Here is a 20078-nt window from a genome sequence, read left to right as displayed (position 1 = left end):
CAAGCAAACAGAACCCGGCGCAGCCGGGTTCTGTGTGTGTCCAGATAAGTGAAAATCCTTTTTATCTTAAACACATAGGAGGGCTCAATCTTTATATCTCAAGAGTATGAGCAGGTATGCAAAAATGACCGTAATTGGCTGTTTTTCATGCGAAAATCAGTATAAAGAAGCGGCAGGCCAGACATGCCACAGACTGAGTCCGCTACCCGCCCCGGCCAGCAGGAGCAAAGCCCCCCAACGCAGAGGTGCTCCCTTGCCGCGCAATAGCCACTCCAGCAGCGGCAGCAACCAGACCGGCAGCAGAACTACCAGCGGCACCTCCACATATTGCCAGGCGAGCATCTGGACGAAAGCGAGGGCCAGCGCCAGACCGGCAGGCGCCACATTGACCCCGGCAAACGTGGCAAGCAGTGCCCGAAAACCGGCGAAGGCGGCCAAGGCGCCGGCCAGCTGGGCAATCAGCAGGCTGCCATCGATACCGATCACCAGCGCCAACCAGATGAAACCAAGGGCAAAACCAAGCCCCTCGCGGCTGTCACCGCGCAAGGCGCTCCAGCCAAACCAGAGGATGGCGGGCAACAGCGCCAGCCAGATCATCGGCTCGCTTGTCAGCACCGAGGCCAACCCCTGCCACCAGATCAGGGCGCCGACCACGGCAAAGAGCAGCAGCGAACCGCGCAGATCGCTCACCTGCCCCGCGATGGCCGGCACCAACAGCGCGAGCGGCAGCCACTGCCACGCCTTGACCGGCAGACCATAGGCTCCGCCGAGCAAGGATCCCACCAGCCAGATCGCCAGCGCGCCCCAGAGATAGCCCAGCCGTGGCCAGCGCCACGACAGCAAAGCGGCTCCCAGAGGAGCCGCCAGGGTTTTCAGCAGAAGTGAAGCGCCCATTACTTGCGCACGCCTTCAACAAACAGATTGATACTCATCTCGTCCGGGATGTTCGGCACCATGTAGTTCACGCCAAAATCGCTGCGCTTGATGGTGGTGGTGGCGTTGAAGCCGCTGCGGTAGCCACCCCAGGGATCCTTGCCTTCACCAACCTTCACCAGATTGAAGGCCACCTCTTTGGAGACGCCGTGCAGGGTCAGGGTGCCTTTCAGTACACCTTTATCCTTGGTTCCTTCGTAAGCAGAGCTGACGAAGGTCATCTTCGGATACTGCTTCACATCGAGAAAATCGGGGCTGCGCAGGTGTTTGTCACGGGGCTCATGGTTGGAGTCCACGCTGGCTGCATCCACCTCGAAGCTCGCCTTGGCGGCAGCCGGATTGGCGTCATCCATGCTGAAGGTGCCGCTGAAGGTGTTGAAACGCCCCACCAGCTCGGAGAAGCCAAGGTGGCCCACCTTGAACTGCACTGTGGTGTGCGCCGGGTCGACATCGTACTCCGCCGCCATCAGGGGGGCAGCCATAAAGAGGCAGGAGGCCAGCAGGGCTTTGCTCATTTTCATCCGTTCGTTCCTTCATCTTGGGGTTCACATCATTGGCTGACATGCTAACCTCGTCGTTAGAATGAATAATCAGTGATTCATTAAATTCATTATTTACTGAGGATGGAAAATGGATCAGATCGCCGCCATGCGCACCTTCATCAAGGTGGTGGAGTGCCAGAGCTTTACCAAGGCAGCCAACCAGCTTGGCATCTCGGTGGCCATGGCCTCCAAACTGATGCAGCAGCTGGAGGAGTCCCTCGCCACCCGCCTGCTGTCGCGCACCACCCGTCAGGTCAACCCCACCGAAGCGGGCCAGTTTTACTACCAGCGCTCCCTCGCCCTGCTGGCGGAACTGGAAGAGACCCACAGCCAGCTGACCCACCACAACCAGCAGCCCAACGGCACCCTCAAACTCTCGGTGCCGATGGACTTTGGCTACCTTCACCTCTCCCCCGCCCTGCCGCTGTTTCGCGAGCGCTTCCCCGATCTCAAGCTCGATATCGAGTACAGCGACCGGCGAGTCGCGCTGGTGGAAGAGGGGTTCGATCTGGCGCTGCGCATCGGCCACCTCAGCGACTCCTCGCTGGTGGCGCGCCAGCTTGCCACCATCCGGGTCGAGCTTTGTGCCAGCCCCGGCTATCTGGCACGCAAGGGGTGGCCGGAGAAGCCCGAAGATCTCAAGCAACACGACTGTCTGGTCTACACCCTGACCCAGCCGGAGTGGCACTTCAAACGGGGAAGCGAGCAACAGAGCATCCGGCCACAGGGGCCGCTGCGCGCCAACAACGGGGTAGCGCTGACCCGCGCCGCTTGTGATGATCAGGGCATCATATTGCAGCCCACCTTCATCGTCGGAGAAGCCTTGCAGGATGGCAGGCTGGTCAGCCTGCTGCCGGAGTGGGAGAAGGGCGAGGTGGGGCTCTATGCGGTCTATCCGCACCGCCGCTTCGTCTCGGCCAAGGTGCGCTGCTTTATCGAATTCGTGCAGGAGCGCTATCTCGCCCCGCAGCAGTGGGAAGCTTAAGCCTTGGCGGGCGTTGCCGGGGACAGGAGTGCCCGCAGTTGCAGCTCATCCGGGATCAGCTGCCAGCGCGGCAGTCGGGTGCGGATGGTGGCAAGCTGTTGTTCGCTCAACGCATAGGGAAGAGCTACCGTCACCTCGGGGCAATCGAACATGGCGGCCAGTTGCAGGATCAGGATGAGGTTGGCCTCATCACTGCGGCGATTGTTGACCCGCTTGGCAATTTCCTGGCGCAGCTGGGTTTGCGGATCCTCGGTCATCGCCTGCCAGCCAAAACCAAACAGGGGCACCAGCGCACTGACAATGCCAAGGGCAGTCAACGGCCGTTTGGGTGGATGATAGAGCGCGTTGAGATCCAGCAGAAGAGGCTCCTGCATCTGCTCACCGCCACCAAATAAAATCGTTTTCGTCATTGGATTACCCATTATATTCCACTAGACTGCGCCGCATATTAAGCCCGCCATGCCAACGAGGTGCTGATGCTAAGCGATATCGAGATCTCCCGCCACTCCCCCCGCCTCCCCATTCACGAACTGGCCAAGCGCCTCGCCATCCCGACCAACATGCTCAGCCCCCATGGCCACTACAAAGGCAAACTCAGCCTCGACCTGCTCAAATTACAGCCAGAACAGAGCGGCAAGCTGGTGCTGGTGAGCGCCATCACCCCCACCCCGCTCGGCGAAGGCAAGACGGTGACCACGCTGGGCCTCTCCATGGGGCTCAACCATATCGGTCAACCCAGCATCGCCACCATCCGCCAGCCGAGCCTCGGCCCGGTGTTCGGGGTCAAGGGGGGGGCAGCCGGCGGCGGCCACGCCCAGGTAGTGCCGATGGAGGAGATGAACCTCCACCTCACCGGCGATTTTCACGCCCTCACCGCAGCCCATAATCTGGCGGCGGCCGCCCTCGATGCTCGCCTGTTCCATGAGCGCAAACTCGGCGACCAGTTCAGCGCCAAAACCGGCCTGCCGCGACTCGATATCGATGCAGACAACATTCTCTGGCCACGTACCCTCGACATGAACGATCGCGCCCTGCGCCACCTCACCATCGGTCAGGGTGGCGCCGCCGACGGGGTTGAACGCAGCGATCGCTTCGTCATCACCGCCGCCTCCGAGCTGATGGCCATTCTGGCGCTGGCAAGCGATCTGAAAGACCTGCGACAGCGCATCGGTCGCATCCAGCTGGCCCGCGACCTGCACGGCAAGCCCATCACAGCCGAACAACTGGAAGTGGCGGGCGCCATGACGGTGCTGCTCAAGGATGCCCTGCAGCCGACCCTGATGCAGACCACAGAGCAGACCCCGGTGCTGGTGCATGCCGGCCCCTTTGCCAATATCGCCCACGGCAACTCCTCGGTGATCGCCGATCGCATGGCCCTTGGTCTCACCGATTACGTGGTGACCGAAGCGGGTTTTGGCTCCGACATGGGGCTGGAGAAGTTCTTCAACATCAAGTGCCGCCAATCCGGCCTGACCCCCGCCTGCGTAGTGCTGGTGGCCACAGTGCGCGGCCTCAAGGCCAACAGCGGCCTGCTCGACATCCGTCCGGGCCAGCCGCTGCCGGAAAGCCTGCTGCGTGAGGATCTGCCGACCCTAAAGCAGGGCTGCGCCAACCTCGCCTGGCATATCGCCAATGCCCGTCGTTACGGCGTGCCCGTGGTGGTCGCCATCAACCGCTTCCCCACCGACAGCGAGGCCGAACTGGCGTTGCTGGCCCGTGAGGCGATGCAGGCCGGCGCCTGTGGCAGCGCCATCTCCAACGCCTTCACTCTGGGTGGCTCTGGCGCAAGCGAGCTGGCCCGCGCCGTGGTTGCCGCCTGTGAACAGCCGGGCAAAGTCAAATTGCTCTACCCCGACGAAGCGAGTCTCGAAGCCAAGCTGGCTACTCTGGTGGAGTGTGGCTACGGTGGCCGCGGGGTACAGCTGTCGGACAAAGCGCGCCAGCAGCTGGCACAACTCTCTGCCGAGGGGTGGGATCACTTGCCGGTCTGCGTGGCCAAGACGCCGCTCTCCATCAGCCATGACCCGTCCCTCAAGGGGGTACCGACCGACTTCGAAGTGCCCATCGACGAGGTGAAGCTCTGCGCCGGTGCCGGTTTCGTCTATGCACTGGCGGGCCCCATCATGACCATGCCGGGCCTTGGCAGCCTGCCGGCCTATCGTCACATCGACATCGATGATAACGGCGACATCGTCGGCCTGAGCTGAATGGTCGGATAAAGGATCTGGTTCCGGCTGATTAGGCTGCGCTAATCAGCACTGCGATAAAAAAACTGCCAGAAACAACAAGGCCCCGTCACTGGACGGGGCCTTTTGCTATCTGCCAAACGCTCTTAGAGGGTAAAGCGCTGGGTCATATGATGTAGCGAGGTGGCCAGTTTGCTCAGCTCGATGCAGGCCTGAGCGATCTGCTGCGCCCCCTGGGCATTCTCATCAGCCGCGTTATGGATGTTGACGATGCTGCGGTTAAGCTCTTCGGTCACCGCATTCTGCTCCTCGGTAGCGGTAGCGATCAGGGTGTTCATGTCGGTGATGTGCACCACGGCACCATTGATGGTATCGATGCTGTGTCCCGCTTCCCGTGCCAGACCCACACTCTCCTGCATCTGCTGACGGCTCAGCTGCATGGCGCTGCCCGCCTCGGCGGTGCGCGCCTGCAGCACCTCGATCATCTTGCTGATCTCGGCAGTGGAGTTCTGGGTTCGCTGGGCCAGGGAGCGCACCTCGTCCGCCACCACGGCAAAGCCACGCCCCTGCTCGCCAGCGCGGGCCGCCTCAATGGCCGCATTGAGGGCCAGCAGATTGGTCTGCTCGGCAATACCGCGAATGACGTCGAGCACCATGCTGATATTGGTGCTGTCCTGCTCCAGCTGCTGCACCACGGAGCCCGCTTCCTCTATCTTGACCGACACCGCCTCGATGCTGCCGATGGCGCTGCGCACCACCTGATTGCCCTGGGTCGAGGTGCGGGAGGCATCCTTGGCGGCGCTCATGGCATCCGTGGTATTGCGGGCCACCTCGTTCACTGTGGATTGCATCTCGTTCATGGCAGTCGCCACCTGAGAGACTTCGCTCTGCTGACGCGCCATGCCGCTGGCAGATTGATCGGAGATGGCGCTCACCTCCTCCACCGCGCTGCTGAGCTGACTCACCGAGCCGGCGATCTCGCTCACCAGATCAGCAAGGGCACCCTGCATGCGGTCAATGGCTGTGCCGAGCTGACCCAGCTCGTCACGCTTGAAGCGATTGCCACGAATCCACTCCTGCAGCTCCCCCTTGCCCAACGCGCCGCTTGCGATGCGCTGGGCCTGACGGGCCAGCATCACCAAGGGATCGCGGATCTGGCGGGTCAGTACCACGGAGAGCGCTACCGCAAGAATCAGACCGATCACCAGCGCGATGGTGACGCTCAGATTGGCAGATTGATAAGACTCGACAATGTCACTGCGGGATTCAGATGCGTAGCCATGGTTAATCTGGATAAGGGAGGCCACTGACTTGCTCAGCGCGGTGTAAAGGGGAACCCCCTCCTCCAGGAATATGCGTTGGGCTTCAGCAAGCTGATCGCTGTCTTGCAGTTGTTTGACTCGCTGGTGCAGGGCGACATAACGATCCCAGTCAGATTTCACCGTATCGAAGGTACGGCGCTCCGCCACATCCTCAGGCCAGATAGTCTTGTCATGGGCACTCAGCTGCTGTGCGATCGAGTTAAGCTGTTGACTGGCAATATTCCGATATTCAGCCCTTTTTAGCGGCTCGGCGGCCACCACGAAATAGCCCAGCTCATAACGACGCAACTCACCGAGAGAATCCCCAATCGCACTGGTGCGATTGACAGCAGGCAAGATACTGTCGGTAAACCGGATAGCAACATCATTCATGTTGCCAAACTGGACAAGGGCAAAACCGCCGATAAAGGCGACCATCAAACCGAGCACGGCAAAGCCGGCGGTGAGTTTTTTACCTATGGTCATGGTATTCATGGCATGTCCTGGATTTGAGTGAACAGATAACGCCCGTCTGAACCGTATGAATACGGTTCGCTGTCACCACCTCCATGGCGGCTCATCCAGCCTTGATCAATCTGTGTCCCTACCTGAACGAAGCGAACGCGTTAACAAGATGCTGCCAGCCTGACCGCCCACGGCAGCAGTAACGGCAGGCTATGTTGGCCAAAAAGCCAGCGAAAGGAGGCACCTTGCTGGCTTGCTTGCACTCTCCAGGAGAGCCAGACAAGCCATGGCGACTTATATCGACCGGGAGGGGCGATCCCTTGAGGAGATTTATCGATGAAACTGACGGGCTACGAGCAGGAAAAATTGAGAGAAATATCAAGGAGACACGGCGCTGCGGCACCATGTCTCCTTGCCTGTCAGCCCTTCAGGCCGGAGAGAAACTCGGCGCGGGTATCGGGCTGGGTCTTGAAGACGCCACCGAGGGAGGTGGTGGTGGTATAGGAGGTGGAATCCATCACCCCGCGCGCCTTGACGCAGTAGTGGGTCGCCTTGATGCTGATGGCCACATCCTTGGTGCCAAGCAGGGTCTGCAACGCCAGCAGGATCTGCTGGGTCAGTCGCTCCTGCACCTGGGGGCGGCGGGCAAAGAACTGCACGATACGGTTGATTTTGGAGAGCCCGATCACCTTGCCGCGAGGGATATAGGCCACATGGGCCAGCCCGTCGATGGTGACGAAGTGATGCTCGCAGGTACTGGTGAGACTGATGTCCCGCACCATGATCATCTCGTCCACCTGCATCTTGTTCTCGATCACCGTCACCTTGGGGAAGGTGGAATAATCGAGGCCGGAGAAGATCTCGTTGACGTACATCTTGGCAATGCGATGCGGCGTTTCGGCCAGACTGTCATCGGCCAGATCGAGCCCCAGCGTCTCCATGATGGCACGCATGTGGCCTTCGATCTTTTCGCGCTTCTGCTGGCTGTCCAGCTCGTTGGCAACCAGGGGGGTTTCCAATCCCTGGGCCTCGAGGGCCGCCCTGACCAGCAAGGCTTCCTGACTCAGTGTTGTCATTCTCTTCTCTCCCATGCTCAGGGACGTCGGGGCCGCCACACGGGCCACCCCAAGCTTGATGATTGTAAGGCGGCATAGTAAACGGCCATTGCCGCCAATATTCAAGTCAACTTGCGTCCGTCATCATACTTTATGACCATAGCCCGACTTTTACCGCCCCATCCGCTGCCCATCCCCGGCAATTTTTGTGATAATCCCGCCCTCAATCATCACAAGAGGTCATGACGATGGGATTTGATACCAGCGGACTACTGCCGTTAAGCGATGCCCTACAAGGAATGCTGGAGCAACTCGCCTGCTGTTGCGACAGCGAGCAACCGCCCCTGCCACAGGCCCTTGGCCGGATCCTTGCCAGCGACATCGCCTCTCCCCTCGCCGTGCTCCCGTTCGACAACTCCGCCATGGACGGTTACGCCGTGCGGTTGGCCGATCTCGCCGCTGGCATCCCGCTCATCATGGCGGGCAAAGCCTTTGCCGGTCAGCCCTATCAGGGCGAGTGGCCCGCCGGTCACTGCGTGCGGATCATGACCGGCGCCCCGGTTCCCGAAGGGACAGATGCAGTGGTGATGCAGGAAGAAACGCAGGCCGACGGCGATCGGATCACTTTTCTGGCACAGCCCGAATCGGGCCAGAATATCCGCCGCGCCGGCAGCGATATCGGCAAGGGGGCCTGTGTGTTGCAAGCTGGCACCCGCCTTACCCCGCGCGAGATGCCGCTGCTTGCCTCCCTCGGCATCGCGACCGTGCCGGTACGCCGACCGCTGAAAGTGGCTATTTTCAGCACAGGTGACGAGCTCAAGCCGGTTGGCACCCCGCTCGCCCACGGCGACATCTACGACTCCAACCGCTACGGCGTGCGGGCCATGCTGGCGCGGCTGGGCTGCGACTGCCTCGACCTTGGCATCATCCCGGATGATCCCGCCCAGCTGCGTGCCGCATTTATCCGCGCTGATGAAGAGGCCGATGTGCTCATCACCACCGGCGGCGTTTCGGTAGGGGAAGCGGATTTCACCAAACAGCTGCTGGACGAGCTCGGCGAGATCGGCTTCTGGAAGCTGGCCATCAAGCCGGGCAAGCCATTTGCCTTCGGCCGCCTGCCCCGCGCCTGGTTCTTCGGCCTGCCGGGCAACCCGGTCTCCGCCATGGTCACCTTCGATCAGCTGGTGCAACCGGCGCTGGCCAAGCTGGCTGGCCAACGCTTCGAGCGCCCGCTTCAGCTGCAGGCCGTCACCACCGAGCAACTCAAGAAGAGTCCGGGCCGACTCGACTTCCAGCGCGGCATCCTCAGTCAGGGACCAAACGGTCTCGAGGTACGCAGTACCGGCTCGCAAGACTCCGCCGTGTTCAGCTCCCTGTCACGGGCCAACTGCTACATCATTCTTGAGCGCGAGCGGGGCCGCGTCGCTATGGGTGAAACCGTCACCGTCGAACCCTTTGGGGGATTGCTGCTGTGAGCGAGATCCTGAGCGACGTCGAGCTACTGCGCTACAACCGCCAGATCATCCTCAAATCCTTCGATTTCGAGGGACAGGAGGCGCTCAAGCAAGCCAGGGTGCTGGTGATCGGCGCTGGCGGTCTTGGCTGCGCCGCCAGCCAGTATCTGGCCGTGGCCGGAGTAGGCCAGCTTACTCTGGTCGATTTCGACAAAGTGGAGCTCTCCAACCTGCAGCGGCAGGTGCTGCACACCGATGAGCGCATCGGCCACTACAAGGTGGACTCAGCAGCGCAGTCCCTGCGCGCCCTCAACCCCTGGCTCAACGTGGAAACCCACGCCGCCGTGGCCGACGAGGCGCTGCTCGATACCCTGTTGCCCCGCCACCAGCTGGTCTTGGATTGCACCGACAACCTGGCCATTCGCAACCAGCTCAATCAAAAGGCGCGCCAGCACAGGGTACCGTTGGTCAGCGGCGCCGCCATCCGGCTGGAGGGTCAGCTCTGCAGCTTCACCTGGCAGGAAGATGAGCCCTGCTACGCCTGCCTCAGCGCCCTGTTTGGCGAGCAGGCCCTCACCTGCGTCGAAGCCGGGGTACTCGCCCCCGTGGTGGGCCTGGTGGGCAGCCTGCAAGCGCTCGAAGCCATCAAGATCCTGGCCGGCATAGGCAAGAACTACAGCGGCCGCCTGCTGATGATCGACGGCCTGAGCGGCACCTTCCGGGAGATGAAGCTGCCCAAGCGCCCCGACTGCCCGGTCTGCTCACATCCGTAAGCACGGCAACTCATGCATAGCGAGGAGCTCAGTTGCCGCCAATAAAAAGCCGACCCCATGGGTCGGCTTTTTGCATTGTTTTTTACGTCAAGTGCCGTCAGAAAATACCCTTGGCCTTGACTCGTTTGATGTTGGCGACTTGAGCTGACAGATCTTCCACTATGGGCTCAGCCTCAGCGCCATCACTCCCCTGTCGCACTGGCGCACTGGCCAGCCGCTGGATCAATCTGTGCTGCTCGCGGATCAGACGCGATTGCTCTTCCAGCTGACGGGATAGCAACTGGATGCTGCTCTGCAGCGGCGCCAGATCCTGCTCGCCTGCAGTTGATGGCAACTTGCCCGCAATCGCTTCAGCCAGCTGATCATGATCGAGAGGGGTTGGCAGACCTTGCCTCCGCTCATCCCACAGCTCGGTGGGCTGCTGCTCGCCAAGGCGGCTCACTATCTCCTCCACCAACTGGTCAGAAGAGGGTGCTCCTCCCTGCTGGCCAAGACGACTCACGATCTCGTCAGCCAGCGAACCATTATCTGCCTGCTCCAGCCGCGGAGCCAGTCGCGCCACTATCTCCTCAACCATGGCATCCGTAGCGGGGCGTTCGTTGCCCTCCCCGCCCAGATGGAAGCCACAACTGGCAAAGGCATGGCGCAGGGTGGTCATGCTCACCTGCTCCGGCCCCAGTGCATTGGCAATTGCCTTGCAGAGGTTGGGCGCCAGCACATACATGAACATGCCCGAGAGATAGATATCCTTGTGGAAACGGCTTTTGGAGAAGTCGAACTCCTCGCTGCCATCCTGGATCTTGCGCGCCCGCTGATACCAGTTCTGCAACACCCCGACCGCATAGCGATCAGACTCCAGCGCCCCCGGATCCATATAGATGGAGAAGGACATGCGCTTGAGTTGACTACTCATCGCCGACCTCGGCCATCACGGGCGCTTCGCGATAGACCTCATCCTCTTCGGTGGTGTAGAGGCAGATCTCGCGGGCCAGTGCGGACTGGGCATCATCCAGCAGCTCGACTCTGTCACCCAGGGTCGGGTAGGCCGCTTTGATGGCATCGTGGATGAGGGAAGCACCACCGCCGACCAGATAGACGCGGTTCGGGTTCTTGGCAAACTTCTTCGCTTCGTGGGCAACCTGGGAGCCCAGTTCGTCGATCTTGTTCTGCATCTTCTCGAGGATGCGCGGGATCTGGCTCTCGTCGTTGACCACCTCGCGCACGAAACTCATGTCGTGACGACGCTTGATGAACTCGTTGGCCACCAGATAGCTCGAATCGCTGTCTGCTGCCGCCAGCGCCTTGCGGGTGGCGTCGGTCACCATGGAGACGCCGATCTCGTTGTTGCCGTAGACATCGGAGACATCGTCAAACTCGCCAACGATAATACCCATGTCCAGGGTGGTGCCACCGCAGTCGATCACCAGCGTCTTGGTAAATTCGTTGCAGCCCGAACCGACCAGACGGGAGAGTGCCGCTGGCAGGCTCTCCGGCATCACTTCCACGCTGACGATGTTGAACAGTTCGCCCTTGTTGAGGGTGATGGCACGCATCAGGTTGCGACGCTTCTTCTCGATCTTCTCTTCGTTACGCTGGCAGTCATCCGGGTGATAGAACTCGGTGATGGGCAGGGTCACGGTAATGGCTACGTCACATGGAGTTACACCGGTTTGCAGCAGGGCATGATGCACGGAGAGCAGGTTGAGATCGTCATACTGGTACTCAACATGAGTGGTCGCCAGCGATTTGTCCGACGTCGCATCATAGGTGTACTTGGTATTGCCTATCTCGTAGTTGTAGATCTTCTTGTCTTTGCGCAATGCGGCGCTCTTCCAGTCCTTGCGAAAAGAGTTGGGAGAGATGATGGTCTTGAGCACCTTGTTCTCAATCCAGCTCACCTTGACGTTGGTCGAGCCATCATCGATGGCCATTTTCATTACTTCAGACATGGGGGAAGCACCTGTTGATAGAGCAAAATTGGTCCGATTGCCTTGCCAACTGCCACTGGCAAGGCGATCGGACCACTACATACACGGAGTTGAAAGGCGACAAGTTTAATGAGTTTCTAAAATCCGGTGAAGCAAATGATTGAAACCGGAAGGGTCTTCCGCCGGCCAGGCGTGGTGACCCTCGGGGGTGTGGATGGTGGCGTTGGGCAGGGAGGCGAACTGCTCCACCCGCTTGGCGAGCGGCAGATAGTCGTGACTGGTGGAGATGATGGCCACCGGCTGCCAGATGTTGCCGAGCCGGGCGCGTACCGACCAGCCGGGCAGCGCCTCCAGCAGCGCCTTGTAGGTTTTCTTTTTATTGCGCACGAAACGCAGCCGGAAGGTGTGGCGCACCTGAGCCAGCTCAGGGCCGGGAAAGAGCTCGCGGCCGAGCCACCAGGCGAGCGGACGCATGCCAAACCAGCGCAGCCACTTGAGGCGCTGGGCAAGCCGCTCCTGCTCTTTGGGAGTCTCCAGCAGAAATTCGCTAAAGCCGTTGACCAGCACCAGCCCCTGCACCTTGTGCGGCAGTTGCAGCGCCAGCTCCAGCGCCACCATAGCCCCGAGCGACAACCCCACCACCCAGGCGGGGCCGGATTGCTCATCAAGCCAGCGCACTACATCTGCCGCCAGAGTGGCCACGTCAAACGGTCCCTCCTGCATGCTCTGGCCGTGGCCACGCAGGTCGAGTGCCACCACCCGGTAGTGCTCGGAAAAATGCTCAATTTGTGCCTGCCAGTCGAGGCTGGAGGAACCCAGCCCATGCAGCAGCAACAACAAGGGGCCCTCCCCCGCACTGCGCAGGGCAAGACCGTTGGATTTCATCACCTGATTGCGGCGCATCAGTTCATTGCCTCTCGACTCATCCGCTGAACCATCCTGTTGTTCGTTTTTTATGCTTCAACCAGATATATCCCGCTCAGCCCTCGCTGACCAGACTCACCGCCTTGATGTAGGCGTAGATCTGCTGGTTCGGGGCGAGCGCCAGCCGTCTGGCGGAGCGGCTGGTGATCCGGGCCAGCAGTATCTGCTGACCCAGCGCCAACTGCAACAGGGTCTGGCCAGGCCGAACCTCGCGTTCAGCCAGCAATCGGGTGGTGAGGCAGTTGGAGAGACTGGAGTGCTCGATGGGGGACGTGGCGATCACCACGTCCCGCCCGGCCACCTTGATCTGCAGGGGCCCCCCCTCGTCCGGCACATGAGTCATGGTGACGCGCAACTGTTGCTCACCAAGCTGCAGAGTCGCCATCTGCTCGTCGTTATCGTAGTGAGAGAAGGTCGCCGTCAGCATCACCCCGGCATCGTCGCGACTGGCGAGCGAAAGGTCGGTACGGGCGAAGATCTCGCTCGGTCGACCTTGCGCCTCCACCCGGCCATCCGCCAGCAGCACCAGCTGATCGCAGAGCAGGCTCACCTCCTCCATAGCGTGGCTGACGAAGATCATCGGAATGCCGCTCTCCTGCTGCAAGCCCTTGAGCACGTGGGCCTGATGGATGCGGCTGCGTCTGTCCAGCGCAGAAAAAGGCTCATCCAGCAACAGCAGATCCGGTTCGGCCAAGAGGGCCCTGGCCAGCGCCACCCGCTGGCGCTGGCCACCAGATAGAGCATGAGCAGGCTGCCCCAGCAGTTCGGCAAAGCCAAGCCGCGTTGCCAGCGCCTCGGGCTGCCAACGTCCTCGCCCCTTGCGGGCCGCCAGTTGCAGATTGCCGAGCACCGTCAGATGGGGAAAGAGGCGCGAATCCTGAAACACCAGACCGATGCGGCGCGCTTCTGGCAGCAGATCGCTCAACCCCCGGCCCTGCCAGTTCAAGGTGTCGTCCGGTGCGCGGTCCAGCCCGGCGATGATGCGCAGCAAGCTGCTCTTGCCGCAGCCGGAGGGGCCGAACAGGCCGAGGATGCCCCCAAGCGCCAGCGCCAGCTCGCAATCGAGAGTAAAGGCGCCGAACTTGCGCTGCACCTTGAGTTGCAGCGGGCGTGCCGTGAGCTGCAGCGGGTGTGTCGTGAGGATTTCACTCATCCGAACAGCCTCCGTTGCCGGCGCTGCAACACGCCGTACACCAGCACCAGCATCACCAGCGAGAAGCCCATCAGGCCGCCCGCCAGAATATGGGCATTCTGGTAATCCATCGCCTCCACATGATCAAACAGGGCAATGGAGAGTACCTGGGTCTCGCCCGGGATATTACCGCCAATCATCAGCACCACCCCGAACTCCCCCAGGGTGTGGGCAAAGCCTAGCGCCGCCGCCATCACAAAGCTGGGCAGCGTCATCGGCAAGATGATGTGAAAGAAGCGCTCAACCGGGCCGAACCCCAGGGTGGCGGCTGCCTCAAGCTCCTTGTTGCCCATGTTGACAAAGGCGGAGGTGAGCGGCTGCACCACGAAGGGAAGCGAGTAGAGGATGGAGGCGAGCAGCAGGCCGGTAAAGCTGAAGGCGAGCGGCGCCCCGAAGGTGTCGCACCACCAGGCTCCCAGCCCATAGGAGGGGGAGAAGGCCAGCAACAGATAGAAGCCGAGCACCGTTGGCGGCAGCACCAGCGGCAGGGCCACCAGGGCCTCTACCACGGGTCTGAGCCGATGCTGGCTGCGCGACAGCCACCAGGCCAGCGGCGGCGAGAGCAGCAACAGGATGATGGTGGTGCTGGCTGCCAGCTTCAGGGTGAGCCAGACCGCCAGCAGATCCCCTTCACTCATCGCCTTCCTCCCGGGTAGATACCGACAACCATAGAAAGCGTTCCTTCATCGCACAGGCGGGCCGACCCGAAGGCCAGCCCGCCCTTAGCAGATCTGCCATGCCATCACTGCGGCAGTGCATAACCCGCAGCCTTGATCTGTGCCTGACCCGGCCCCTTGAGCCAGGCCACCAGCGCCTCGACTGCGGCCCCTTTCTTCAATACCAGCCCCTGCTGTTCGATGGGGGGGTAGAAATCAGCCGGCACGGCCCAGGCTTCGCCGGTCTTGCCCGCTTCCACCAGGTTGGCCCAGGCGACAAAGCCCAGCTCGGCGTTGCCGGTGTCGACGAACTGCCAGGTCTGGCCGATGTTGGTGCCGGTCAGCAGGCGGTACTGCTTGGGATCGATCTTGAGATGGTCGAGGGCCGCCATGGCTGCTGTGCCATAGGGCGCGGTTTTCGGGTTGGCGATGGCAAGGTTGCCTTTCCAATTGCGCAGAGTTGCCTCGTCAGGTGCAGGCCCCCCCTTCTTCCATAGCCCCAGCTGGCCGATAGCATAGGTGAAGCGCTCGCTCCCCTTGCCCTCCTGCTCCAGCTTCTGCGGGGTTTTCACATCGGCGGATAGAAAGAGATCAAACGGAGCACCGTGGCTGATCTGGGTATAGAGCACCCCGGTCGCGGCGGAGGAGATGGCCAGGGTGTGGCCGGTCTTGGCGGTGAACTCCTTGCCGATACGCTCTATGGTGCCCTTGAAGTTGGCGGCCACGGCTACCTTGACCTCGTCGGCCTGCACGGCACCGACGTGCAACGCACTGGCGCAGACCCCGGCAATGACAACGGATAACAGCGGTTTCATTCCTTTACCTCCTGACTGGGGCAGCTTTTGTTACTCCCCAAAACAGGGCCACGGCTCCCGATGAACCTGCGCCCCTCAAACAGGTCAAGCTTGCCAGCGGGCGGCGGCAGTGTTGTCGCTCTCCTTGGCCTCGACCCAGCGTTGTATCCCTTCGGCGGTCAGCTCTTTTTTCCAGAACGGTGCCCGGGTTTTCAAGAAATCCATGATGAAGTGGCAGGCCTCGAAGGCCGCCTCGCGGTGGGCACTGCTCACCACTACCAGCACGATCTGATCGCCGAGCAGCAGCTCGCCGATGCGGTGAATAAGGGTGCACTCCTGCAGTGGCCAGCGCTCGCGCGCCTCCTGCACGATGGCGGCCAGCGCCTTCTCGGTCATACCGGGGTAGTGCTCGAGGGCCAGCCCCTTGACGTGCTCCCCCTGATTGAAGTCGCGCACCTTGCCGACAAAGCTGACCACGGCGCCGGTGTCCTGCCGGTTGGCAAGGCGGGCATATTCGTCAGCCAGCGAGAAATCCTCCCGCTGTACCAGAATGCGATCGGTCATGGTTGCGTTGCTCATCCTTAACCTCCGGTCGTTACTGGAGGGGCAGGGAAGAAGGCCACCTCATCGCCACCACACAGCTCAGTGGTGCGATCCACGGTCATTATTTCACTCATCATCAACCTCCGGTAACCGGTGGGAAGAAGGCGACCTCATCGCCATCGGTGATGGGCGTGTCGAGGGGCACCAGGGTCTGGTTGACCGCCACCAGTAGTTTGCCTGCTTCCAGCGCCAACGCCCACTTGTCGCCGCGCTCACACAGGGCTGCACGCAGCTGCTCGGCAGTGGCGTACTCACAAGGCAGGCTCAGCTCGTCGCAGGCCACCAGCTCTCTTACTTGCGCAAAAAAGAGTACCTTGATCATGCTTGCTCCCCGCTATTTGACCCCAACTGAAAATGGCCGGACTTGCCGCCTTTCTTCTCTACCAGACGAACCTGTTCGATCACCATGTCTTTTTGCACCGCCTTGCACATGTCGTAGATGGTCAGCGCCGCTACCGACGCAGCGGTCAAGGCCTCCATCTCCACCCCGGTCTTGCCGGAGAGCTTGCAGAGGGTGCGAATATGCACCCGGTTCTGCTCGGCCTGCGGCACTATCTCCACCTCGACCCGGGTCAATGCCAGCGGATGACAAAGGGGAATGAGATCCGCGGTCTTCTTGGCCGCCATGATGCCGGCGATACGGGCGGTGGCGAACACGTCGCCCTTGTGGTGCTGGCCGCTCAGGATCAGAGCCAGCGTTTCCGGCGCCATGGCGATAAACGCCTCGGCGCGAGCCTCACGCTCGGTCACCTGCTTGTCGGTCACATCCACCATGTGGGCTTCGCCGCTCTGGTTGAGATGAGTCAGGTTGGAATGGTTCTGGTTCATCACTTGCCCTCAAAGATGGGAGACAAAATTGCACGGCTTGGTGCGGGCATCGAGCTGATCGCGGATAAGCTTCTCCCACCCCAGCTGGCAGGCGCCGGTAGAGCCCGGCAGGCAGCAGATCAGGGTGCGATTGGCCAGGCCTGCCAGCGCGCGACTCTGCATGGCGGACCCCTTGATTTCGGCAAAGGAGAGCTGGCGGAACAGTTCGCCAAAGCCCTGTACGGTGCGCTCGAACAGCACGCCGACCGCCTCGGGCACCCGGTTCTGCTCGTTGAAGCCGGTACCGCCGTTGACCAGCACCACCTGCACCCCCTCATCGGCGATCCAGTCGCTTACCTGAGCCCGGATACGAAACAGGTTGTCGGGGCAGAGCGCGCGATCGGCCAGCTGATGGCCCGTTTCTGTCAGGGCGGAAACCAGATAGTCCCCCGAGCTGTCATCGGCGGCAGTGCGGCTGTCGGAAACCGTCAGCACGGCGATCTTGAGGGGAATGAATGCGTTGTTTTTCTGTCCCATCGGGCAGCTCCTTGTGGCTATGGGCCGTCAACGAGGCAGGAAGAGAAGAGAGTATGAGAGGCCATCCGCCACTACCAGAACCGGTGTGGACAGAGTGGACTACTTGCTCAAGCGTTTGACGGCGGGCTGATTCTATCAAAGGTTTCACGAGATATGGGATTTAAAAGACTCACAAATCTGATGCTTGTCCCAGATATGCCGACTTGTTGCGGCACGCTCAAAAACACAGGCCGGGATACCCCGGCCTGAACTGCATGGTTAGAACCCTTTCACCCCGGTCATGTCGGGTAGCTGGTGCGCAATCCCCTTGTGACAGTCGATGCAGGTGGCCTGCCCCTCCTTGCCGAGGTTGGCCGAGTGCATCTTGGCGGCACGCTGCCCCTGCAGGGAGAAGTCCATGTACTCGAAGTTGTGGCAGTTGCGGCACTCGCGCGAATCTGTCTCTTTCATCCGCTGCCACTCCCGCTCCGCCATTTCGCGGCGGTGACTCTCGAACTTCTCGCGGGTATCTACCTTGCCGGTGATCATGCCCCACAGCTCCTTGGAAGCCTGCACCTTGCGGATGATCTTGTAGGTCCACTCATGCGGTACGTGGCAATCAGGGCAGCTGGCGCGCACACCGGAGCGGTTGGAGTAGTGGATGGTGTCGCGATACTCCTCGAACACGTTGTCCTTCATCTCGTGACAGCTGGTACAGAAGGCTTCGGTGTTGGAGGCCTCCATGGCAGTGTTGAAACCACCCCAGAAGATAACGCCGCCAAAGAAGCCCATCAGCAACAGCACCCAGAGGGCCGCCTTGGAGGGCGATTTGAAAGTGATCCACAGACGCTGGATAAAGCCGGGTAATTTCATCTATGGATTCCTCAGTTCAGCGCTTCAACCGGTTTGAACGTATTCCCCACCAGCGGCTTGGCATCCGCTTGCGGCACGTGGCACTGCAGGCAGAAGTAGCGACGCGGCGACACTTCGCCCAGGGTCATGCCATCGCGGGTTTCAAAGTGGGTCGGGCTTATCTTGGGGGCCTTCATGGCACTGGCATTCTTGAAGCTGTGACAAGCCAGGCACTTGTTGACCTTGGTATCCACCTCGTAGTTGCGGATATCGTGGGGGATCAGCGGCGGCTGATGCATGTACTGGCGATCATAGGGCTCGCCATCCTTACGGAAATTCTTCATGGGGGCGGCATTGGCATCAGTCACCAGATCGGTGGCGCCCCGCTCGGACTTGAGCCCACCGGTGCTGTTGGTGATCTCGGGGACGGCCGCCATCAGGGAACCCGCCATCAGGCAGGCCAGCATTGCTCCAATCAGCTTTTTCATTATGTGTTCTCCGACGTTTTTTCTGCCTTGATGGCAAAACCTACAGTGATTTCAAAAACTTGTTCCGCGCAAACATCGATGCAGCGGCCACAGTTGGTACACTCCTGAGCCGCAATCAAGGGCCCGTGACCGCGCTTGGCACCGTGAACGGGGCCGCGCAGGATCGGACGCTCCGGGCAGACCGCATAACAATCCATGCAGTTGTTGCACCGCTCGCGCCCTTTGGCAGAAATCTTGATGAATCCGACCCGGTTGAGCAGGGCATAGAAGGCCCCTACCGGACAGAGATGACCGCACCAGCCTCGCTCAACCACGAAGAGATCGAACAAGAACAGTACCGCCAGCAGGGCCCAGCCCGCCCCCATGCCAAACAGCAGACCGCGCATGACGAGCGACACCGGGTTGACCAGTTCCCACACCAGCACGCCTGTCACCGCCGGTGCCACCAGCGCCATAGCCAGCAGCCAGTAACGGGTAGCACGGCTGAACTGACCGTTGCCCTTGAGGCCAAGCCGCCCCCTGAGCCAGGCCGCAGCATCCGTGATGAGGTTGACCGGACAGACCCAGGAGCAGAAGACCCGCCCCCCGACCAGCCAGTAACCGACCAGCACAATGGCAGCACCCAGCCAGAGTGAGGTGATGGGCCAGTGGCCTGCCGCTACTGACTGCAGCAGGGTCAGCGGATCGGTCAGCGGCACCGTCTCCAGCAACAGCGAGCTGGAGAGGTTGCCCTTGAGGATCCAGACACCCGCCAGCGGCCCCAGCAGGAACAATGCGAGCACACCGAACTGACTGAGCCTGCGCAGCAGCAGGAAACGGTGGGAACGCCACCATCCCAGCTTGATGCGCGCCTCGGTCCCCGGATAACGACTCATAGTCCCTCCGGTTTACGGGTGGGCAGAGTGAGCCTGTCGCCAATAAGCGACTTGCCCGCCTTCGCCTTCTCTTCCCAGCCAAGCCGGTAGTGATGACCCAGCTCCCCCTTGGCGAGCTGGCGCGGAACCACCTTGATGGCGGCCTCCTCCAGCACGCAGGCATGCTCGCACTTGCCACAGCCGGTGCAGATATCGCTGTGCACTGTGGGCAGGAACATGGCGTGCTTGCCGGTACGCTGGTTGTGCTGCAGATCCAGGGTGATCGCCTTGTCGATCAACGGGCAGACCCGATAACAGACATCGCAACGCAAACCCAGATAGTTGAGGCAGGTCTCGTGATCGATGAGCACTGCCACCCCCATCCGTGCCTGATCGATGTCGGTCATCTGCTGATCCAGCGCCCCGCTCGGGCAGGCCACCACGCAAGGGATGTCATCACACATCTCGCACGGGACGGCTCGAGCCTTGAAGTAGGGAGTCCCCGTGGTCACCGGCTCAAACAGCCGGGCGAGCTTGAGGGTGTCGTAGGGGCACGCCTCGACGCAGAGTCCGCAGCGCACGCAGGCGCCGAGGAACTCAGCTTCGTCGAGGGCGGCAGGCGGCCGCAGCGCCTGAGCCGGCACTGCATGCACCTGCTGGCGGGCCATGCCGCCGAGCCCCACGCCAAGCAGGCTCACACCGCAAGCCCCTTTTGCCAGAGAGGCCATGTCGGCCAGAAACTGGCGACGACTACGACTCATCTCGACTCC

General features: G+C 61.3%; 23 protein-coding genes. 4 read left to right on the top strand and 19 right to left on the bottom strand.

What is annotated here, in order from left to right:
* Positions 1–156: 156 nt before the first annotated feature.
* Positions 157–894, bottom strand: coding sequence for a hypothetical protein (locus AACR93_RS15490; RefSeq protein ID WP_043851245.1), 738 nt, complete (start codon positions 892–894; stop codon positions 157–159).
* Complete coding sequence (locus tag AACR93_RS15485) at positions 894–1454, bottom strand: YceI family protein (protein WP_041208710.1); 561 nt, start codon at positions 1452–1454, stop codon at positions 894–896. The genes AACR93_RS15490 and AACR93_RS15485 overlap by 1 nt, the downstream gene beginning before the upstream one ends.
* A 109-nt stretch (positions 1455–1563) precedes the next feature.
* On the opposite strand from AACR93_RS15485, the gene AACR93_RS15480 reads away from it, so the two are divergent.
* Positions 1564–2460, top strand: coding sequence for a LysR family transcriptional regulator (locus tag AACR93_RS15480; RefSeq protein WP_043851244.1), 897 nt, complete (start codon positions 1564–1566; stop codon positions 2458–2460).
* On the opposite strand, the gene AACR93_RS15475 is transcribed toward AACR93_RS15480, so the two are convergent.
* Complete coding sequence (locus tag AACR93_RS15475; RefSeq protein WP_041208712.1) at positions 2457–2870, bottom strand: hypothetical protein; 414 nt, start codon at positions 2868–2870, stop codon at positions 2457–2459. The genes AACR93_RS15480 and AACR93_RS15475 overlap by 4 nt on opposite strands.
* Before the next feature lie 66 nt (positions 2871–2936).
* On the opposite strand from AACR93_RS15475, the gene AACR93_RS15470 reads away from it, so the two are divergent.
* Entirely contained in the window at positions 2937–4667 is a 1731-nt protein-coding gene (locus AACR93_RS15470; protein ID WP_043851243.1) for a formate--tetrahydrofolate ligase, read from the top strand.
* Positions 4668–4792: 125 nt separating this feature from the next.
* Here AACR93_RS15470 and AACR93_RS15465 read toward each other — a convergent pair whose 3' ends face one another.
* Together AACR93_RS15465 and folE are read right to left on the bottom strand one after the other, a co-directional pair.
* A complete protein-coding gene (locus AACR93_RS15465; protein ID WP_043851242.1) occupies positions 4793–6442 on the bottom strand; it encodes a methyl-accepting chemotaxis protein in 1650 nt (549 codons plus the stop codon).
* 389 nt (positions 6443–6831) lie between these two features.
* The gene (gene folE / locus AACR93_RS15460) at positions 6832–7488 is read right to left on the bottom strand and encodes a GTP cyclohydrolase I FolE (RefSeq protein ID WP_043851241.1); all 657 of its coding nucleotides are present in this window, start codon (positions 7486–7488) and stop codon (positions 6832–6834) included.
* 227 nt (positions 7489–7715) lie between these two features.
* Between folE and moeA the strand changes: the two genes are divergently transcribed.
* Together moeA and moeB are read left to right on the top strand one after the other, a co-directional pair.
* Complete coding sequence (moeA, locus tag AACR93_RS15455) at positions 7716–8942, top strand: molybdopterin molybdotransferase MoeA (protein WP_043851240.1); 1227 nt, start codon at positions 7716–7718, stop codon at positions 8940–8942.
* Positions 8939–9694 carry a molybdopterin-synthase adenylyltransferase MoeB gene (gene moeB / locus AACR93_RS15450; protein ID WP_043851239.1) on the top strand — a complete coding sequence of 252 codons (756 nt, stop codon included), beginning with the start codon at positions 8939–8941 and terminating at the stop codon, positions 9692–9694. The genes moeA and moeB overlap by 4 nt, the downstream gene beginning before the upstream one ends.
* A gap of 97 nt (positions 9695–9791) precedes the next feature.
* Here moeB and AACR93_RS15445 read toward each other — a convergent pair whose 3' ends face one another.
* From AACR93_RS15445 to napG, 14 genes are all read right to left on the bottom strand, one after another.
* A complete protein-coding gene (locus tag AACR93_RS15445; RefSeq protein WP_231556961.1) occupies positions 9792–10607 on the bottom strand; it encodes a hypothetical protein in 816 nt (271 codons plus the stop codon).
* A complete protein-coding gene (gene parM, locus AACR93_RS15440; RefSeq protein ID WP_185226818.1) occupies positions 10600–11643 on the bottom strand; it encodes a plasmid segregation protein ParM domain-containing protein in 1044 nt (347 codons plus the stop codon). Before parM ends, AACR93_RS15445 begins: the two co-directional genes overlap by 8 nt.
* Positions 11644–11748: 105 nt before the next feature.
* A complete protein-coding gene (locus tag AACR93_RS15435; protein ID WP_043851238.1) occupies positions 11749–12525 on the bottom strand; it encodes an alpha/beta fold hydrolase in 777 nt (258 codons plus the stop codon).
* Positions 12526–12601: 76 nt separating this feature from the next.
* Positions 12602–13699 carry a molybdenum ABC transporter ATP-binding protein gene (gene modC, locus AACR93_RS15430; RefSeq protein WP_043851237.1) on the bottom strand — a complete coding sequence of 366 codons (1098 nt, stop codon included), beginning with the start codon at positions 13697–13699 and terminating at the stop codon, positions 12602–12604.
* Positions 13696–14376 (bottom strand): molybdate ABC transporter permease subunit, encoded by a 681-nt coding sequence (modB, locus tag AACR93_RS15425; RefSeq protein WP_043851236.1) that lies wholly within the window; start codon positions 14374–14376, stop codon positions 13696–13698. Before modB ends, modC begins: the two co-directional genes overlap by 4 nt.
* A 104-nt stretch (positions 14377–14480) precedes the next feature.
* Complete coding sequence (gene modA, locus AACR93_RS15420) at positions 14481–15209, bottom strand: molybdate ABC transporter substrate-binding protein (protein WP_043851235.1); 729 nt, start codon at positions 15207–15209, stop codon at positions 14481–14483.
* Positions 15210–15293: 84 nt separating this feature from the next.
* Entirely contained in the window at positions 15294–15767 is a 474-nt protein-coding gene (moaE, locus tag AACR93_RS15415) for a molybdopterin synthase catalytic subunit MoaE (RefSeq protein WP_043851234.1), read from the bottom strand.
* A gap of 100 nt (positions 15768–15867) precedes the next feature.
* Positions 15868–16113, bottom strand: a complete 246-nt coding sequence (moaD, locus tag AACR93_RS15410) for a molybdopterin synthase sulfur carrier subunit (RefSeq protein ID WP_043851233.1) — start codon at positions 16111–16113, stop codon at positions 15868–15870.
* Positions 16110–16619: a cyclic pyranopterin monophosphate synthase MoaC gene (moaC, locus tag AACR93_RS15405; protein WP_043851232.1), complete on the bottom strand. Its 510-nt coding sequence runs from the start codon at positions 16617–16619 to the stop codon at positions 16110–16112. Before moaC ends, moaD begins: the two co-directional genes overlap by 4 nt.
* Positions 16620–16628: 9 nt before the next feature.
* Positions 16629–17135 carry a molybdenum cofactor biosynthesis protein B gene (gene moaB / locus AACR93_RS15400; RefSeq protein WP_041208733.1) on the bottom strand — a complete coding sequence of 169 codons (507 nt, stop codon included), beginning with the start codon at positions 17133–17135 and terminating at the stop codon, positions 16629–16631.
* 258 nt (positions 17136–17393) lie between these two features.
* Positions 17394–17987: a cytochrome c3 family protein gene (locus tag AACR93_RS15395; protein ID WP_042031377.1), complete on the bottom strand. Its 594-nt coding sequence runs from the start codon at positions 17985–17987 to the stop codon at positions 17394–17396.
* A gap of 11 nt (positions 17988–17998) precedes the next feature.
* The gene (locus AACR93_RS15390) at positions 17999–18454 is read right to left on the bottom strand and encodes a nitrate reductase cytochrome c-type subunit (protein ID WP_033114992.1); all 456 of its coding nucleotides are present in this window, start codon (positions 18452–18454) and stop codon (positions 17999–18001) included.
* Positions 18454–19329 carry a quinol dehydrogenase ferredoxin subunit NapH gene (napH, locus tag AACR93_RS15385; protein ID WP_043851231.1) on the bottom strand — a complete coding sequence of 292 codons (876 nt, stop codon included), beginning with the start codon at positions 19327–19329 and terminating at the stop codon, positions 18454–18456. The genes AACR93_RS15390 and napH overlap by 1 nt, the downstream gene beginning before the upstream one ends.
* The gene (gene napG / locus AACR93_RS15380; protein ID WP_043851230.1) at positions 19326–20069 is read right to left on the bottom strand and encodes a ferredoxin-type protein NapG; all 744 of its coding nucleotides are present in this window, start codon (positions 20067–20069) and stop codon (positions 19326–19328) included. The genes napH and napG overlap by 4 nt, the downstream gene beginning before the upstream one ends.
* Between the last annotated feature and the right edge of the window lie 9 nt (positions 20070–20078).

This window comes from Aeromonas sp. L_1B5_3 (assembly GCF_963866575.1).
Classification (GTDB): domain Bacteria; phylum Pseudomonadota; class Gammaproteobacteria; order Enterobacterales; family Aeromonadaceae; genus Aeromonas; species Aeromonas jandaei.
This window is presented reverse-complemented; position numbering and strand designations above follow the sequence as displayed.

Bases quoted from the DNA above. Each gene is read 5' to 3' on its own strand.
- AACR93_RS15490 (WP_043851245.1), bottom strand. From the start codon at position 894: ATGGGCGCTTCACTTCTGCTGAAAACCCTGGCGGCTCCTCTGGGAGCC.
- AACR93_RS15485 (WP_041208710.1), bottom strand. From the start codon at position 1,454: ATGAAAATGAGCAAAGCCCTGCTGGCCTCCTGCCTCTTTATGGCTGCC.
- AACR93_RS15480 (WP_043851244.1), top strand. From the start codon at position 1,564: ATGGATCAGATCGCCGCCATGCGCACCTTCATCAAGGTGGTGGAGTGC.
- AACR93_RS15475 (WP_041208712.1), bottom strand. From the start codon at position 2,870: ATGACGAAAACGATTTTATTTGGTGGCGGTGAGCAGATGCAGGAGCCT.
- AACR93_RS15470 (WP_043851243.1), top strand. From the start codon at position 2,937: ATGCTAAGCGATATCGAGATCTCCCGCCACTCCCCCCGCCTCCCCATT.
- AACR93_RS15465 (WP_043851242.1), bottom strand. From the start codon at position 6,442: ATGAATACCATGACCATAGGTAAAAAACTCACCGCCGGCTTTGCCGTG.
- folE (WP_043851241.1), bottom strand. From the start codon at position 7,488: ATGACAACACTGAGTCAGGAAGCCTTGCTGGTCAGGGCGGCCCTCGAG.
- moeA (WP_043851240.1), top strand. From the start codon at position 7,716: ATGGGATTTGATACCAGCGGACTACTGCCGTTAAGCGATGCCCTACAA.
- AACR93_RS15445 (WP_231556961.1), bottom strand. From the start codon at position 10,607: ATGAGTAGTCAACTCAAGCGCATGTCCTTCTCCATCTATATGGATCCG.
- parM (WP_185226818.1), bottom strand. From the start codon at position 11,643: ATGTCTGAAGTAATGAAAATGGCCATCGATGATGGCTCGACCAACGTC.
- AACR93_RS15435 (WP_043851238.1), bottom strand. From the start codon at position 12,525: ATGCGCCGCAATCAGGTGATGAAATCCAACGGTCTTGCCCTGCGCAGT.
- modC (WP_043851237.1), bottom strand. From the start codon at position 13,699: ATGAGTGAAATCCTCACGACACACCCGCTGCAGCTCACGGCACGCCCG.
- modB (WP_043851236.1), bottom strand. From the start codon at position 14,376: ATGAGTGAAGGGGATCTGCTGGCGGTCTGGCTCACCCTGAAGCTGGCA.
- modA (WP_043851235.1), bottom strand. From the start codon at position 15,209: ATGAAACCGCTGTTATCCGTTGTCATTGCCGGGGTCTGCGCCAGTGCG.
- moaE (WP_043851234.1), bottom strand. From the start codon at position 15,767: ATGAGCAACGCAACCATGACCGATCGCATTCTGGTACAGCGGGAGGAT.
- moaD (WP_043851233.1), bottom strand. From the start codon at position 16,113: ATGATCAAGGTACTCTTTTTTGCGCAAGTAAGAGAGCTGGTGGCCTGC.
- moaC (WP_043851232.1), bottom strand. From the start codon at position 16,619: ATGAACCAGAACCATTCCAACCTGACTCATCTCAACCAGAGCGGCGAA.
- moaB (WP_041208733.1), bottom strand. From the start codon at position 17,135: ATGGGACAGAAAAACAACGCATTCATTCCCCTCAAGATCGCCGTGCTG.
- AACR93_RS15395 (WP_042031377.1), bottom strand. From the start codon at position 17,987: ATGAAATTACCCGGCTTTATCCAGCGTCTGTGGATCACTTTCAAATCG.
- AACR93_RS15390 (WP_033114992.1), bottom strand. From the start codon at position 18,454: ATGAAAAAGCTGATTGGAGCAATGCTGGCCTGCCTGATGGCGGGTTCC.
- napH (WP_043851231.1), bottom strand. From the start codon at position 19,329: ATGAGTCGTTATCCGGGGACCGAGGCGCGCATCAAGCTGGGATGGTGG.
- napG (WP_043851230.1), bottom strand. From the start codon at position 20,069: ATGAGTCGTAGTCGTCGCCAGTTTCTGGCCGACATGGCCTCTCTGGCA.